General features: G+C 69.2%; 15 protein-coding genes. 10 read left to right on the top strand and 5 right to left on the bottom strand.

What is annotated here, in order from left to right:
* Positions 1–580: 580 nt before the first annotated feature.
* A complete protein-coding gene (locus Q0309_RS01505; RefSeq protein WP_299436687.1) occupies positions 581–3,112 on the top strand; it encodes a ribonuclease E/G in 2,532 nt (843 codons plus the stop codon).
* A gap of 111 nt (positions 3,113–3,223) precedes the next feature.
* Here Q0309_RS01505 and Q0309_RS01500 read toward each other — a convergent pair whose 3' ends face one another.
* A complete protein-coding gene (locus Q0309_RS01500; RefSeq protein WP_299436683.1) occupies positions 3,224–3,787 on the bottom strand; it encodes a DUF1178 family protein in 564 nt (187 codons plus the stop codon).
* Between the two features lie 281 nt (positions 3,788–4,068).
* Between Q0309_RS01500 and Q0309_RS01495 the strand changes: the two genes are divergently transcribed.
* The 4 genes from Q0309_RS01495 (at position 4,069) to Q0309_RS01480 (ending at position 5,878) form a co-directional block, all read left to right on the top strand.
* A complete protein-coding gene (locus tag Q0309_RS01495) occupies positions 4,069–4,551 on the top strand; it encodes a DUF6789 family protein (RefSeq protein ID WP_299436680.1) in 483 nt (160 codons plus the stop codon).
* A 165-nt stretch (positions 4,552–4,716) separates the two neighbouring features.
* Positions 4,717–5,295: a bifunctional 2-polyprenyl-6-hydroxyphenol methylase/3-demethylubiquinol 3-O-methyltransferase UbiG gene (locus Q0309_RS01490; protein WP_299436677.1), complete on the top strand. Its 579-nt coding sequence runs from the start codon at positions 4,717–4,719 to the stop codon at positions 5,293–5,295.
* A gap of 51 nt (positions 5,296–5,346) precedes the next feature.
* Complete coding sequence (locus Q0309_RS01485; protein WP_299436674.1) at positions 5,347–5,610, top strand: type II toxin-antitoxin system RelB/DinJ family antitoxin; 264 nt, start codon at positions 5,347–5,349, stop codon at positions 5,608–5,610.
* Positions 5,597–5,878, top strand: coding sequence for a type II toxin-antitoxin system YafQ family toxin (locus Q0309_RS01480; protein ID WP_299436671.1), 282 nt, complete (start codon positions 5,597–5,599; stop codon positions 5,876–5,878). The genes Q0309_RS01485 and Q0309_RS01480 overlap by 14 nt, the downstream gene beginning before the upstream one ends.
* Before the next feature lie 40 nt (positions 5,879–5,918).
* Here the strand turns inward: Q0309_RS01480 and Q0309_RS01475 are convergent, their stop codons facing one another.
* Positions 5,919–7,412 carry a sigma-54 dependent transcriptional regulator gene (locus Q0309_RS01475; protein WP_299436668.1) on the bottom strand — a complete coding sequence of 498 codons (1,494 nt, stop codon included), beginning with the start codon at positions 7,410–7,412 and terminating at the stop codon, positions 5,919–5,921.
* 272 nt (positions 7,413–7,684) lie between these two features.
* Here Q0309_RS01475 and Q0309_RS01470 point away from each other — a divergent pair, with 272 nt between their 5' ends.
* Together Q0309_RS01470 and Q0309_RS01465 are read left to right on the top strand one after the other, a co-directional pair.
* Complete coding sequence (locus Q0309_RS01470) at positions 7,685–8,605, top strand: DMT family transporter (protein ID WP_299436665.1); 921 nt, start codon at positions 7,685–7,687, stop codon at positions 8,603–8,605.
* 144 nt (positions 8,606–8,749) lie between these two features.
* Positions 8,750–9,844 (top strand): TAXI family TRAP transporter solute-binding subunit, encoded by a 1,095-nt coding sequence (locus Q0309_RS01465; RefSeq protein ID WP_299436662.1) that lies wholly within the window; start codon positions 8,750–8,752, stop codon positions 9,842–9,844.
* A gap of 33 nt (positions 9,845–9,877) precedes the next feature.
* Here Q0309_RS01465 and Q0309_RS01460 read toward each other — a convergent pair whose 3' ends face one another.
* Together Q0309_RS01460 and Q0309_RS01455 are read right to left on the bottom strand one after the other, a co-directional pair.
* A complete protein-coding gene (locus Q0309_RS01460; protein WP_299436659.1) occupies positions 9,878–10,588 on the bottom strand; it encodes a formyltransferase family protein in 711 nt (236 codons plus the stop codon).
* Between the two features lies 1 nt (position 10,589).
* Positions 10,590–11,033 (bottom strand): type II toxin-antitoxin system HicB family antitoxin, encoded by a 444-nt coding sequence (locus Q0309_RS01455; protein WP_299436656.1) that lies wholly within the window; start codon positions 11,031–11,033, stop codon positions 10,590–10,592.
* Between the two features lie 915 nt (positions 11,034–11,948).
* Between Q0309_RS01455 and Q0309_RS01450 the strand changes: the two genes are divergently transcribed.
* The 3 genes from Q0309_RS01450 (at position 11,949) to Q0309_RS01440 (ending at position 14,500) form a co-directional block, all read left to right on the top strand.
* Positions 11,949–13,313, top strand: coding sequence for an undecaprenyl-phosphate glucose phosphotransferase (locus Q0309_RS01450; protein WP_299436653.1), 1,365 nt, complete (start codon positions 11,949–11,951; stop codon positions 13,311–13,313).
* A gap of 222 nt (positions 13,314–13,535) precedes the next feature.
* A complete protein-coding gene (locus Q0309_RS01445; RefSeq protein ID WP_299436650.1) occupies positions 13,536–14,024 on the top strand; it encodes a hypothetical protein in 489 nt (162 codons plus the stop codon).
* A complete protein-coding gene (locus tag Q0309_RS01440) occupies positions 14,021–14,500 on the top strand; it encodes a glycosyltransferase (protein WP_299436647.1) in 480 nt (159 codons plus the stop codon). Before Q0309_RS01445 ends, Q0309_RS01440 begins: the two co-directional genes overlap by 4 nt.
* A 40-nt stretch (positions 14,501–14,540) precedes the next feature.
* Here the strand turns inward: Q0309_RS01440 and Q0309_RS01435 are convergent, their stop codons facing one another.
* Positions 14,541–15,089, bottom strand: coding sequence for a GNAT family N-acetyltransferase (locus tag Q0309_RS01435; RefSeq protein ID WP_299436644.1), 549 nt, complete (start codon positions 15,087–15,089; stop codon positions 14,541–14,543).
* Positions 15,090–15,187: the final 98 nt, after the last annotated feature.

Genomic DNA, 15,187 nt, shown 5'->3' with positions numbered 1-15,187 from the left:
GACGACATGCGGTGACTATTCTCTCAGATGGATTTTCGTTGTCGGTCGTGAGGCTCCGGTGCCGGGACCGCCCGCGCCGGACCGACGGACAGAGCGTGACGCGGCGAACGGCGGGTCGCGGGGTCTCCGCGCCACGGCGTGACTCGGCGTCGGGGGCCGGCCGGACAAACCACTCGATGGCCGGGTGGCACGGGACGTCGGCGCGTCCGAGGACGGCGCGTCTGGTGTTCCTGGTCCGCCGTCTCTCATGCCGCCGACCGGCGACCGGCCGCGCGTTGACACCTTACATTCGAGACCGGGCCGTCAGGCTCCGGGCCGGAGGATTCGTATATGCCCCCATTCGCTCCCCCGCTGTCGTTCCGGCGTGTGCCACGGCCCCAGGCGGCCGTGGCCCCGCGCGCCGCTGGCGGCGAAAGGAGCCGATGGGCGGCCCGACCCGTGCGCGTCGCTCAGACGGCGACGCACGGCGTGTGCGCGACCCTGCCCGACCTGCCGGACTCCGGTCTCCGGTTGAGATCAGGCCCCGGCGTCCCCGCTTCGGCGGACTGGGCGCCGGCGGCCCCACGGAGTTCGCCCCTGCATGACAAAGAGAATGCTAATCGATACCGGCCATCCCGAGGAAACGCGGGTGGTCGTGCTGGACGGCACCCGGCTTGAAGAGTTCGACGTCGAGACCAGCACCAAGAAACAAATCAAGGGAAACGTCTACCTCGCCAAGGTGGTGCGGGTCGAACCGTCCCTGCAGGCGGCGTTCGTCGAATATGGCGGCAACCGCCACGGCTTCCTGGCGTTCAGCGAGATCCACCCGGACTACTATCAGATCCCGGTGGCCGACCGGCAGGCCCTGCTGGCCGAGCAGGCGGAGCGTGAACGCGCCGCCGAGGCCGAGGAGGAACGCCGCGCCGAAGGCGGCGCGGCGGCGGACCACGGCGCCGACGATGATGACGGCGAGGGCAACGGCGCGGAGGGTGGCGACGAGTCGGACACCACCGAGTCCGATGTCGAGGACGTCGGCGGCGAAGAGACGGTCGCCACCGCCTCGCCGCAGCTTCAGGCCAACGCCCTGCGTCACTACAAGATCCAGGAGGTCATCAAGCGCCGCCAGATCCTGCTGGTGCAGGCGGTCAAGGAAGAGCGCGGCAACAAGGGCGCGGCGCTGACCACCTACCTGTCGCTGGCCGGGCGCTATTGCGTGTTCATGCCCAACACCGCCCGGGGCGGCGGCGTCTCGCGCAAGATCAGCAGCACGACCGACCGCCGCCGCCTGAAGGCCATCCTGGGCGACCTGCACGGTCCGCCCGGCGGCTCGGTCATCCTGCGCACCGCCGGCGCCGAACGCAGCAAGGCCGAGATCAAGCGCGATTTCGAGTATCTCATGCGGCAGTGGGAGGTCATCAAGGAGACCACCCTGAAGTCCATCGCGCCAGCGCTGATCCACGAGGAAGCGAACCTCATCAAGCGGGCCATCCGCGACATCTATACGCGCGACATCGAGGAAGTTCTGGTTGACGGCGAGGAGGGATACCGCGCCGCCAAGGACTTCATGAAGATGCTGACCCCGTCGCACGCGCGCAAGGTGCAGCCTTACCGTGAACAGGACATGCCGCTGTTCCACCGCTTCCAGGTGGAAAGCCAGCTCGACGCCATGCACAGCCCGACGGCGCAGCTCAAGTCCGGCGGCACGGTGGTCATCAACCAGACCGAGGCCCTGGTGGCCATCGACGTCAACTCCGGCCGCTCGACCAAGGAACGCCATATCGAGGAAACGGCGCTCAAGACCAACCTTGAGGCCGCCGACGAGATCGCCCGTCAGTTGAGGTTGCGCGACCTGGCCGGGCTGATCGTCATCGACTTCATCGACATGGACGAGAACCGCAACAACGCGGCGGTTGAACGGCGCCTGAAAGAAGCCCTGAAGCAGGACCGCGCGCGCATTCAGGTCAGCCGCATCAGCCCCTTCGGCCTGATGGAGATGTCGCGCCAGCGGCTGCGGCCCAGCCTGATGGAAACCGCCTTCCACACCTGCCCGCACTGCCAGGGCACCGGTGTGGTGCGGTCGATCGAATCCACCGCCATCCACATGCTGCGGGTGATCGAGGAAGAGGGGGTGCGCCGGCGCTCGTCGGAGGTCACGTTGACCGTGCCCACGCCCGTGGCGCTCTACATCCTCAACAACAAGCGCGCCATGCTGACGGCGATCGAAAGCCGCTACGACTTCCGCGTCTCCATCGAGGGCGACGACAGCCTGATCATCCCCGCCTACACCATGGAGCGGGTGCGCGGCGAGCACCGGCCCGACAGTGCCGAGGATGCCAGCCCCAGCCCGGCCGCCCGCACCGTGGCGCCGGTCCCGGTCGAGGACGACGCCGACGCCGACGCCGAACAGGACGACGCGGAGACCGGGAGCCGGGACGAGGCCCGCGACAACGGCGATTCGTCCTCCCGCAACCGCAAGAAGCGGCGGCGCCGGCGCAAGCCCCGACGCGACAGCGATCGCACCGGCACCGAGTCCGAGGTCTCAGACAACGGTGGGGAGAACGGTGGCGATGGTGACGGTGAAGACGACGCCTCGAACGGCGACGACACCGATGACGACCAACAGGCCGGCGACGATGGGCAGGAGTCGGGGGCCTCGCGCTCCAGCCGGTCGCGGCGCTCGCGGCGGCGGCGTGGCGGACGCCGCAACCGCCGGACCGAGACCGAGGCCGCGAACGCGGACTCTGAGGAGTCCCCAGAGTCCGTTGGCGAAACGGCCAACGACAATGTCGCCGACGCGGAGGAGTCCGAGCGTGACACGGCCGCCGCCTCGACGGCGGACGACGGGGGCGAGGACCGCGACACCGAGCAGGCCGCGACGGCAGAGGTCCGCACGGAGGACGTGGACAACGGCGCCGAGGGTGTCGCGCCGACCGACGCGCCCGACCCGCCCGAAGCGGAGACCGAGCCGGACGAGGCGGCCCCTGCCACCGCCGTGTCCGACTCCGACGCCGGGGACGACTCGGCCGACTCGCCAGCGTCCGAACCGGAAAACGATGGTGACGACGACGGAACAACCGTCATCGAGGTCCCGGCGCGGCAGTCCGGCAACCGCCGGGGATGGTGGCGGCGCTAGGCCGATCGCGTCCCATTTGACCCGCTCGGCAGGGCAAATGGGACGCGCGAATCCGCCCAAACGATCTGCTCTAGGCGCATTGGAAAAAGTCACCACTTCGGTCGGCCGGTCTTACGCGTCCGAGCGGCGGGGCCAGGGGAGGCTCGCGAACTCCACGCCCTCGTCACGCAGGGCCTCGGCCTCGTCCGGGGTCGTGCGGCCGTAGATGCCCCGGGCCTCGGTCTCGCCGTAGTGGATGCGCCGCGCCTCTTCGGCAAAGCGGTCGCCGACATTGTCGCAGGTTTGCTCGACCGTGCTCCGCAGGCTTTCCAGAGCCGAAGCGAGGCGCCGCGCCGCCTCGGCGCGTGGCCCGGTGGCGGCGGCGGGGGCGTTGGCGGGGGCCGCCGAACCCGGCACCGCGTCCGCCGTTGCGCTCTGGTCGGCGGCGGTGGCGGCGGCAGCGGCAGCGGGCGGGCCGGCGTCGGCCGACTGCTCCCCGCCCGGCCGCGTCCCGGCCTGCCGGGCGCCGTGGTGACGCGCCAGCCGGGGCGCCATGATGGCCTTGGTGACGCTGTGGGTGCCGCAGACCGGGCACCTGATCACCCCCGCCTCGGCCTGCTCGTCGAACCCGGCGGCATCACGGAACCATGCCTCGAACGTGTGGCCGACATCGCACTGAAGGGCATACAGGATCATCCGAACCGTCCGGTCAAAACAGGGGTCAAGGGATCAGTCTACCCCGACCGTCCTCAACAGAGTGCAAACGCCCCCAGCATCGCAGACCGCCCGGCGCGGTGACAAGGCGATCCGGCCCCTGACGATTTTGCGGCCTCCCGGGTGGTTGAAACACCCTACGTCGACTCGAATCTGTCGGGGGCATGTGAGACAGCGTGCACCACCCCGAAGGCGTCTCCGGCCTGCCGAGGCCCCTGGCGAGGGCAGGCGCGGGGGCGTCCCCAAACGGAAGGAGGTTCGTCATGATGACTCACATCGGACGGGGCTTGGTTGCCGGCATCGTGGCCACGCTCGCCTTGTCGATCCTGATGATGATCAAGGCGATGGCCGGGCTGCTGCCGGCGGTGAACGCCATCGAACTGCTGACCCGCATCGGTTATAGCTGGGTCGGTCTGCCGGCCTCGCCGATCGTCGGCTGGCTGATGCACATCATGGTCGGGGTCGTGGCCTGGGGCGGCCTGTTCGCCCTGCTTCAGCCCTATCTGCCCGGTGCCGCCGACTGGGCCCGGGGCATGGTGTTCTCGGTCGCGGGCTGGCTGCTGATGATGCTGGTCGTCATGCCGATGGCCGGAACCGGTCTGTTCGGCCTGTCGATCGGGATTGCGCCGGCGATCGCGACCCTCGTGTTGCACCTGATCTTTGGCGCCATTCTGGGCGGCGTGTTCGGCGCCCTTGCCCCGCAGCCGACGTACCACGGGGATCGCGAGGCGCACGCCTACGGCTGATCGCGCGGTCCGAGCCCTTTTGTGTGAACCGGCGCGCCCGGAGGGATGCCTGGCATCGCTTCGGGCGTTGCCGTGCGCGGAAGGGCCGTGGATCCGCCGTTGCGGCCGGGTGCGGTTCGTGCGATGGCACCGGCGGTCCCCTGCCGCCATCGGAGCCCACCCGCCGTGCCGCCGCCCGCCGTTCACCTGAGCCTGACCGTGCCGTCGCCCTGGGTCACCCGCTTCGCCGCCCTGATCCGACCCGGCGGGCGAGTGCTGGACGTGGCGTGCGGCGGCGGCCGTCATGCCCGCTGGCTGCTGGAGCGGGGGTTCGCCGTGACCCTCGTCGACCGCGACACCGAGTATGTCGCCGATCTGGCCGACCGGGCGGAGATCGTCACGGCCGACCTGGAGGACGGCCGGCCCTGGCCCTTTGCCGGACGCGCGTTCGACGCCGTGGTGGTGACCAACTATCTGAACCGGCCGCGCCTGCCCGACATGGTCGCCGCGGTGGCCGACGGCGGCGTGCTGCTGTGCCAGACGTTCATGGTCGGCCACGAACGCATCGCCCGCCCGCGCAACCCGGACCACCTCGCGCGCCCCGGAGAGTTCCTGGACGCCGTGGCGGGTCGGCTGCAGTTGGTGGCGTTCGAACAGGGCCTCCAGCCCATGCCCTCCGGCCGGGGCGAGGGCGTGGTGCAAAGCCTGTGCGCCGTGCGCGCGGATCAGCCGGTGTCGCTGCCGCCCCTGGCGTCGCCCGCTTGAGCCGCCGTCACGCTTGAGCTACGATGTAGCACACAAGGCAGGAGGATAGACATGGCTCGGAACGATGTTGTGCGCGCGCGCATCGACGGGCGCATCAAGGAAGAAGCGACCGACGTGCTGGCGAGCATGGGGCTTACGGTCTCGGACGCGTTCAGGATGATGATGGTGCGGATCGCCACCGAAAAGGCGCTGCCCTTCGAGCCCCTACGTCCCAACGCCGAGACCATCGCGGCCATGCGGGAAGCCCGGGCCGGCACTCTGCCCCGGTTCTACAGCGTGGACGCTCTGATGGAGGATCTGCGTGCGGACGATTGAACGCACCACGCAGTTCCGCAGAGACTACAAACGTGAGGCCAAGGGCCGCCACCGGGGCACGTTGGAAAACGATCTCCGTCTGATCATTGAAAACCTTGCGCTGGACAAAGCCTTGGCGGCGCGTCACCGGGATCACGCCCTGTCCGGAGAATGGCGAGACCATCGCGATTGCCACATCAAGCCCGACCTGATCATGATCTACCACAAGCCCGATGACCAAACCTTGGTCCTGGTCCGTCTCGGGTCGCATGGTGAACTCGATCTATGATGGCATTGGGCCGCTGGTGCCTGTGCGCCGTGCGCGCGGATCAGCCGGTGGCGCTGCCGCCCGCCCCGCCCACCGGCGGGGTTCCGGCCACCGGATCGCCGAACTGGCGGATGCGGCGGTAGATGGTGCTGGGGCTGATCTCCAGCAGGGCGGCGGCGCGCGGCACGTTGCCCTGGCAGGCCTTGAGCGCGCGCGTCATGTGCTCCCACTCCACCTGCCACATCGGCCGCAGGTCGTGTTGCTGGCGCAGTGCGCCCATGGGGCCGGCGTCGCCCTGGTCCGCCCCGCCGCCTTCGGGGGCCGGCGGTGGCGCCGCACCATCGGCTGGAGCCTCCGCCGGCGGCGGCGCCGGCCGCCCCTGCCCCAGGGTCCGGACCGGGCCCTCCAGCATGGACTCGGTCACCAGCGGTCCCTCGTTCAACACGACCACATTGCGCAGCACGTTCTGAAGCTGGCGGACATTGCCCGGCCACGACAGCCGCGTCAGCAGGGCCTCGGCCTCCGGCGTGAAGCCCTCGAAGTCACGACCTTCCTCGGCGGCGAATCGCTCCAGGAAGGCGCGGGCGATCTCCACCACATCCGCCCCGCGCTCGCGTAGGGGCGGCAGATGGATGGGGATGACATGCAGGCGGAAATACAGGTCCTCGCGGAAGCGCCCGGCCTGCACCTCTGACCACGGATCGCGGTTGGTGGCGCAGATGAAGCGGACGTCCACCTCCTGAACCTTGGTACCGCCCACGGGCAGGAGTTTCCCGGTCTGGATGAAGCGCAACAGCTTGACCTGCAACCCCAGGTCCATCTCGCACACCTCGTCCAGGAACAGCGTACCGCCATCGGCGCGCGCGGCGGCGCCCTTCCGATCGGCGGTGGCGCCTGTGAACGCACCCTTGACGTGGCCGAACACCTCGCTCTCGATCAGTTCATGCGGGATGGCGGCGCAGTTGATGGCCACGCAGGGTCCCTTCGCGCGGGCGCTGGCGCGGTGCAGGGCCTCGGCGCAGACCTCCTTGCCGGTGCCCGATTCGCCGGTGATGAAGACGCTGGCGCGCGACGGCGCCGCCGCCTCGATGGTGCGGTAGACCGCCTGCATGGCCAGCGACGACCCGATGAAGCCGTGGAAGGTCTCGCGCCCGATCTCCTTCTTGATGCGCCGGAGGGTGCCGGCCATGGCGTGGCGCTCGACGGCGTTCTTCAGCGTCACGCGCAGGCGGTCGGGCGCGAACGGTTTGGTCAGGAAATCGTCGGCGCCCTCGCGCATGGCCTCCACGGCGACCTGCATCGACCCCTGCGACGTGACGACGACAACCGCCGCGTCCTGGGTTTCGGCATGGGTTTCGGCCCGGATTTCGCGCAGGATGTCGAGACCCGAGGCATCCGGCAGCCGCAGGTCCAGAATCACCGCCACATGGCCACCCCGGGCGAGGAGCCGGCGCGCCTCGGCGCCGCTCTCCGCAAGATCGACGGGCCACGGCAGGTCGCTCAGGTAGTCCATGTAGACCCGCGCCATGGACGGCGTGTCCTCGACCAGCAGCACGCGGCCCTCCGGGGGCACGACGGGTGATGGGGATGAGGAGGGGGATGGGGATGGGGACGCGGCCGAGGCCGAAAACCGAGTCATCCAAACCTCTAGGGCGAAAACCGGACAGCAACGTTCTCCATATTGTAGCAACCGCCGAAAAAAACAAACCCCGTCTATGTGGGATTATTCGAGGCAGCGGAGCCTTTTTCCGGAACGGCAGGGGCTTTTCCCGGGACCGCCGGAGTCAGGCATGGTAGGGGCTATGATCTGTCATGTGAGGAGCGCGCATGTCCGCCAGCCCGCCCGCGTCCATGGTCCGCGACACGGCCATCGCCGCCATGCCGGCGGTGTTCGTCCTGTTGTGGAGTACGGGATTCATCGGCGCCCGGTTCGTTCTGCCGCACAGCGAGCCGTTGACCGTGCTCGCCCTGCGCTTCGCCGTGACGGCACTCCTTTTCCTGCCCATCGTCTGGGTGAGCCGGGCGCCGTGGCCGCGCCGCCCGGCGCTGGTCGGCCATGCGGTGGTGACCGGCCTGCTGCTGCACGGCGGCTACCTGGGCGGCGTGTTCTCGGCCATCGAGGGCGGGCTGCCGGCCGGAATAGCCGCCCTGATCACCGGGCTGCAGCCGCTGATGGTCGCGGTGGCGGCCGGCCCGCTGCTCGGCGAGCGGGTCAGCGGCCGGCAGTGGCTGGGCCTGACCCTCGGCCTGGTGGGGGTGGCCATGGTCCTGGGTGAGAAGCTGGCGCCGGCCGGAACCAGCCTGTTCCAGGGGTTCGGTCCCGGCGCGGTGGCCGCCTGTGGCGGGGCCGTGGTGGCCATCACCGCCGGCACGCTGTACCAGAAACGCTTCTGCGGCGGGCTCGACCCGCGCGCGGGCGGCGTGATCCAGTTCGCGGCGGCGGCGCCGGTGCTGGGCGGGCTGGCCTTGCTGACCGGCGAGGACATGACGATCTCGTGGACTCCGGGCTTTATCTTCGGCTTTCTGTGGCTCGTGGTGGTGCTGTCGATCGGCGCGGTGACACTGCTGATGGTGCTGATCCGCCTGGGCGAGGCGGCGCGCGTGGCCAGCCTGTTCTACCTGGTGCCGCCGGTCACGGCGCTGATCGCCTGGGCGCTGTTCGACGAGCGCCTGGGGCCGCTGGCCCTGGCCGGGATGGGCGTGGCGGTCACGGGGGTGCTGTTGGCCTCGCGGCGGCGACCCGCGTGACGTTTCCGTGATCGATGGCAATGGATGCTGGCCTTGCCGGCCGGATTGCCCGAAAATCACCCATATTCCGCGTTATCCTGCGCTACGATGATGAAACCGGCGGCACGGTCCAGGACCGTGCGGGGATCCGGGAGGGCGACACACATGAGGGCGAGGGATTCGGACAACGGCGGATCGGGCGTCGTTCGCCCGCGACGCCGGGATGTCCTGGGGTACGCGCTGGGCCTTGGCCTGGGCGCGGCGACTCTGCCCGCCTTGGCTCTGTCCGTCGCCCGTCCCGGCCGCGCCCAGGATCCGCAGACCGCCATTGGCGAGCGCTTCATGCGCATTGGGACCGGGTCCCCCGCCGGCTACTACTTCCCCATCGGCGGCATGATCGCCAACGCCATCAGCCGTCCCCCCGGCTCGCGCCCGTGCGAGAAGGGCGGCAGTTGCGGCGTGCCCGGCCTGATCGCCGTGGCGCAGTCGACCGGCGGGTCGGTCGACAACATCCGGGGACTCTCCGCCGGCACGCTCGACCTGGCCCTGTGCCAGGCGGACATCGCCTACTGGGCGCGCTCCGGCACCGCCGTGTTCGCGGACACCGGGCCGATGCCGGGCCTGTACGCCCTGGCCCGGCTGTACGACGAAAAGGCGCACCTGGTGGTGCGGGCGGACAGCGACCTGCACACGGTGGAGGATCTGCGCGGCCACCGCGTCGCCCTCGGCGAGGAGGGCTCCGGCACGCTGGTCGATGCCCGCCTGCTGCTGGCGGCGCACGGCCTGGACGAGTCCGACCTGGAACCGGTGTACGACAAGCCCGGGCCGGCGGCCGACCTGCTGGTGGCGGGCGAGATCGATGCCTTCTTCTTCATCGGCTCGGCGCCGGTCACCGTGGTCAGCGACTTGGCCGAGGCGATCCCCATCCGCCTGTTGACGCTGGACGGCGAGACCTACGCCCGCATGTCCGGGGATCACCCCTATCTCAGCGCCAGCCAGATCCCCGGCGGGCTCTATGACGGCGTGCCGACGCCGGTGGACACGCTGTCGGTCGGCGCCGTTCTGGTGACCACGGAGGCGCTCAACGATGAGACCGCCTACGGCATCACGCGGGCCCTCTGGCATCCCAACAATCGCGGCCTGCTCGAGACCATCGGCGCCGGCAACAAGCTGGCCGCCGCCATGGCCCCGCACGGCACGGGCATTCCGCTGCACTCGGGGGCGCGCCGCTACTACCTTGAGGCGGGGTATCTGCCGTAAGGGCCGGGGCCAGCGACCGCTTGCGCGGGGAGGTCACTCCAGAACGCGGCCAGCCTTGACCACGGCAGCGTCGGCGTGATCCGGCTCCAGGCGGAACCAGCGGCCAAACGCGGACAGCCGCAACGCATGATGCGGCCCCTCGCCCACCGCCCGCAGACGGCGGCGGAATTCGCGCTCGTCCACGTCCGCCGGTAGCCGGCACAGGGCCTCGAAGTCGGCCTGGCGCCGCGCCGGACCGCTCCAGGCCATGTCCACCGTGGGCAGCGGGCGCGACAGGTCGACCAGGGCCGGCGCCATCCCCGCCAGCAGATGCAGGGCGAGCCGCCGGCTCAGGGCCTCCAGCCCCACGCGGTCCATGTCGAGCGGAATGTCGACGGTATTGGCGGCGACGATGGCCCCGGCGTCCACCTGGGGCGTCATCTCGTGCAGGGTGACGCCGAACGTGGTGGCGCCATCATACAGCGCGAACGCGGCCGGGAACAGGCCAGGATAGGCCGGCGGCCCCGGGTGCAGGTTGTAGGCCGGGCCGGACAGCGCCGCCAGCACCTCGGCCGGCACGATCACCGGCGAGCACACCGACAACAGGCGGGCCTGCGGATAGGCGAAGACGGCGGTCTGCAAGGTGGCGCGGTCGGCGATCGGGACGACGGTCACCGCCGGATCGGCCGCCCGCAGCGGCGCCGCCGCGTCGACCTGCTCTTCAGCCGGCGCGAGGAGGAGGAGCGTGGGGGGATGAGGCGTCATGTCACGCCGCCACCGCCACAACCCGGAACCGCAGCCCCAGCGCGGCCCCGGCGGCTTCCACCTGGTCCCACTGGCTCCCGTGCGAGAGATCAAGCAGGCGCTGCAGGCTCTTTCGGGGACTGCCCATGCGCGCGGCCAGCGCCGCCTGGGTCAGGCCCTGGTCCAGCATGGCGCGACGGATCGCCAGCTTGGCGGCCACAAGACCGGACAGGGGGACCCACAATTCACCCGCCCGGACCGGCGACGGCGCGGGCGGCGGCTGGTCGCGGTCGAGACGGCCCGACAGCAGGGCCAGGATGGCGTCGATCGCCATGGCCAGGGCCTCGTCGCGGCTGTCGCCCTGCGTGACGAGGCCCGGCAGGTCACGGCAGGTGACGACATAGCCGCCGTCCTCAGGGTCCGGCGTCAGGGTGACGGCATAGCCGTCGAAGGTGTGGGGTGTCATGGATCCGTTCTCGTATGGCCACTCGCGATATAATGCGTCAGATCTGACGCGGTGTCACGTGTAACGCGGCAGCAATTCCGCGAATGCAGCCGGGCCTTCGCACTGCCGGCCTTGGGTCCTGGCTGAAATAGGTCAGTCGCCTCTGGATCGACGTTGGGCGGGCGTGCAACGCCCGCCCGCCCGTGCGCCCCCCCTCCCCGCCCCCCTCCGGGCTATCCGATTGTCGAGTAGGGGCACCGGTCGCCCGGCGCCCCACTCACAGAACCCGGCGCGCGGCTTCCCCGCACCGGGCTTGCTTAGCCACCAGCTTCCTCCAGACCCCGCCTCACGACGACGTCCTTGCTGTTCGGCTAGCGGTTCCCGTCACCAGGGTCCGCAGGGGACTTCCACCCCCAAGTCGCCCGGACCGCCACCACAGCGGACCGGACAGCGCCAGTCACGGCGCTACGCGCCATGCCTGGCGCACCATTGCGAACCCTCATCGCAAGACGAGGGTGAAGCAACCCAGAGCGTAAAACACAGATATCCGCTCTGGATTACTTCGTCGCTGAGCGCCTCGCAATGACGCGTTGCGTGGATTGCTCGCAAAGAAGCCGCTCATGCGGACTTTCGCTCATCCCTGCGTCGTTCATCCGATTGCCCTGGTTGGCAACCTTGCAGACCCCCGCGATCGGGTGTAGCGTCTGCCGTGCCTTGGGGGCAGGGGGCAAGCGGATCGTGGCGATGTGACCGCATTGCGTTGCGATTCGAGGGTGGTGCGGTACGCCACGACGGCGTTTGGCCCAACGGGGTCTGCTGTCCCAGAACGAGCGGCATCAGGCTCAGACACGCATGGCTGACGGATCCTTTCATGTCAAACCAGCGCACAGGCGCGTTGTATCCCTCGGAATCATCCGGGGGCTTTTTGTGCTCGGGATGCAGATCACCGATGTCCTGTCGATGGTCTTCGGTGCCTATCTGGCGCACATCGTCCGGTTCGGCGACGAAGTGCCGGACCGCCCCGAACTGACCGCAGTCGGCCTGTCCGTCATCATCACGCTGCTTGTCTTTCCCGCGCTGAACGCAACCGGCCTTCCGGCGCTTGAGAACCCGTGGCGGGGCCTGAAACGAGCATCGCGCGCGTTCTTGGCCGTCTTTCTCGTTCTCGCCATAATCGCGTTCGGACTCCAGATCGTGGAAGACTTCTCCCGTATCTGGGTGGGCGTCTGGATTGCGGCCGCGTACTTCAGCCTGGTCTGCACACGCATCTGGTGGTCCGGATTCCTGAAGCACGGCATCGAAACCGGCGTGCTGCGGGAACGGGTCGCGCTGATCCATGGCGCCGGCACGCGCCACGTCGACGAAGTGTCCCGGCAACTCGGCCGGAATGGTTTCGAGATTCAATCCGTGGTGCCGATTGACCCGTCGCCCGCGCCCATTCAGGCGGTCGGATCAGACGGAAACAGCGCGCCGAGGCGCCATGAGTCGCTGGACGCCTTCGTTCAAGACTTCGGCACAGAAACCATCGACCGCGCCATCCTGATGCCGGACGCCACAGACGGCCGCTCGTTGCGGCAGGTCGCCGGTCCCCTGCGGATGATCTCCCTGGATGTGGACGTCATCCCAAGCGGTTATGACCCGGCGCTGGTGGGGCGCGTGCCCCGGCTGGCCGGCGGGATCCCGGTCGTCAACCTGATGACTCGCCCCCTGTCGGACGTGGACGTGCTGGTCAAGCGGACAGAGGACCTGGTGTTGGGCACGTTGTTCCTCCTGCTGGCGGCACCACTGATGGCGGTCGTCGCCGTTCTGGTCAAACTCGACAGCCCCGGGCCGGTGCTCTTCTCCCAGTCGCGGGCGGGGTTCAACAACCTCCCCTTCCGCATCTACAAGTTCCGGTCTATGTACGTCCATGATGACCCTCAGGTTCGCCAGGCGACGCGCGATGACCAGCGCATCACGCGGGTCGGGCGCATCTTGCGCAAAACGAGCCTGGACGAGCTACCGCAGCTCTTAAACGTTGTCATGGGGAGCATGTCCCTGGTCGGCCCACGCCCACACGCCCTGGCCCACGACCGGGAATACGGCGAACTCATCAGCACCTATATCGCGCGCCACCGCATGAAGCCGGGGCTGACCGGATGGGCCCAGGTCAACGGCTGGCGCGGCGAGACCGAATCCTTGGAAAAGATGGAAAAGAGGATTGAGCACGACCTGTACTACGTCGACCACTGGTCGCTGTACCTTGACCTCAAGATCATCCTCCTGACCCTGCGTGTGCTCACCCACCGCAACGCCTACTGATCCGGTGGCCGGGCGTGGCGATGCGCCGGCCGTTCGGCGGAGAACACGCGGAGCGACGCGCGCCGACCGAAAGATTGCCCTCATCGCGCGCACCAAGGGCGTGCACAGTGCACAGCCGGCCGCGCCAAGACTGGCCAAGAGGCTGCCGTCCGGGCCAATGCGCGCGCCCGGATGTCCAATGCAACGGATCGCAACCGAAACACTAAGGGGGGACCATGCGGCATGGCGGAGCCCTGTATTCTGGCAATCAGTTCCCCCGGCGGGCACTGGGCGCAACTGACCACCATCTGCGCCAACCTCCCGCACCCCGTGGTGTATGCGCGGGCCGGCATGAGCCGACCCACGGTGTCGACACCGGAGGCCGCCGAAGGGCGCGGTGGGCGCGATCGGCCGTACTTCATCCAGGACGCCAACAAGGACAAGAAGTGGCACCTCGTCCTCTGTTTGCGGGATACGACCGCACTCATCCGCCGCACCGCCCCGTCCCTCGTCATCACCACCGGGGCCGCCCCAGGCTTCTTCGCGTGCCTCATCGCCCGCCTGACCGGGCGCCGGTGCGTGTTCATCGACAGCATCGCCAACGCCGAACGGCTGTCGCTGTCGGCGCGGTTGTGCCGGTTGTTCGGCCTGCCCGTCCTGACGCAGTGGCAGTCCTTGGCCGATGGGCGACGGGTTCAGTACAAGGGCAGCGTCCTGGGAGAACTCTCGTGATCTTCGTCACTGTCGGAACACAGCTTCCGTTTGACCGGTTGGTCGAGGCCGTCGCGAGTTGGCACCGTCACCATCCGGATCAGGAGGTGTTCGCCCAGATCGGCCGCTCGACCCTCGACCTGCCGTTCGACAGCGCGCAGATGCTGACGCCCGAGGATCACGGCCGGCTGTTCGACAGGGCCACCGTGGTCGTCTCCCATGTCGGCATCGGCACCATTCTGGGCTGTACGCGCCAGAAAAAGCCCTTGATCTGTATGCCGAGGGAGTTTCGGCGCGGCGAACACCGAAACGACCATCAAGCCGCAACGGCGAACCAGCTCGCGAAGAAGGTCACGCTGTCCGTGGCCCGGACCGAGGCGGAACTCCACGCGTTGCTCGAGCAACCGCCGAAGACACACATTCCCGAACTGGCCGCCGCCGAAGACAGCCAGAGGATCAGCGCGTATCTGACCGCGTTGCTCGGTACGGCCGATTGACGCCACGGTCAGGCGACTGTCAGGGAGCGACCCCGGGCAGTCACCCCTCCCCGGGGTCGGTCGATGCGCCCGCGCCGATCGCCCGCTGCATATAGAGCGTCCCCCACCACCGGCCGAACTTGCGCCCCACGGCCGGCAGCATCCCCACCGTCTCGAACCCCAGTTTCCGATGCAGGGCGACCGAGGCTTCGGACCCCGGCGTGGTGATCACGGCGACCATCTGGCGCACATCCCGGGCGGCGCAGCGCTCGATCACGGCGCCCAGCAGGACCGTCCCAACACCCCGCCCCATCGCCGCCGGATCGAGGTAGATGCTGTCCTCGACCGTATGCCGGTAGGCCGGGCGCCCTCGGAACGACCCTGCGTAGGCGTACCCCAGAAGGCGGCCGTCCGCCCGGTTCCGCGCCAGCAGGAACGGCAGGCCGGCGTCGCGCACACCGGCAATGCGCCGCGCCATCTCCTCAACCGTCGGCGGGTCGAGCTCGAACGTGGCGGTGCCGGCGCGCACATGGCCGGCGTACAGATCGTGGACGGCGGCGGCGTCCTCGGAAACGGCCTCCGAGAGGTCAACGACGGACGGGTCAAGCATGGGGGTTCAACCGGGCAGGGAGAGGGGAGCGAGCCCCTTCCCTTACCCGAATCGCCCCACCGAACGCCAGTGCCCGCGCCAGAGTCCGCCCCTCATCC

Origin of the sequence: uncultured Rhodospira sp. (genome assembly GCF_937138205.1) — a bacterium.
In the GTDB taxonomy this organism is placed as follows: domain Bacteria; phylum Pseudomonadota; class Alphaproteobacteria; order Rhodospirillales; family Rhodospirillaceae; genus Rhodospira.
This window is presented reverse-complemented; position numbering and strand designations above follow the sequence as displayed.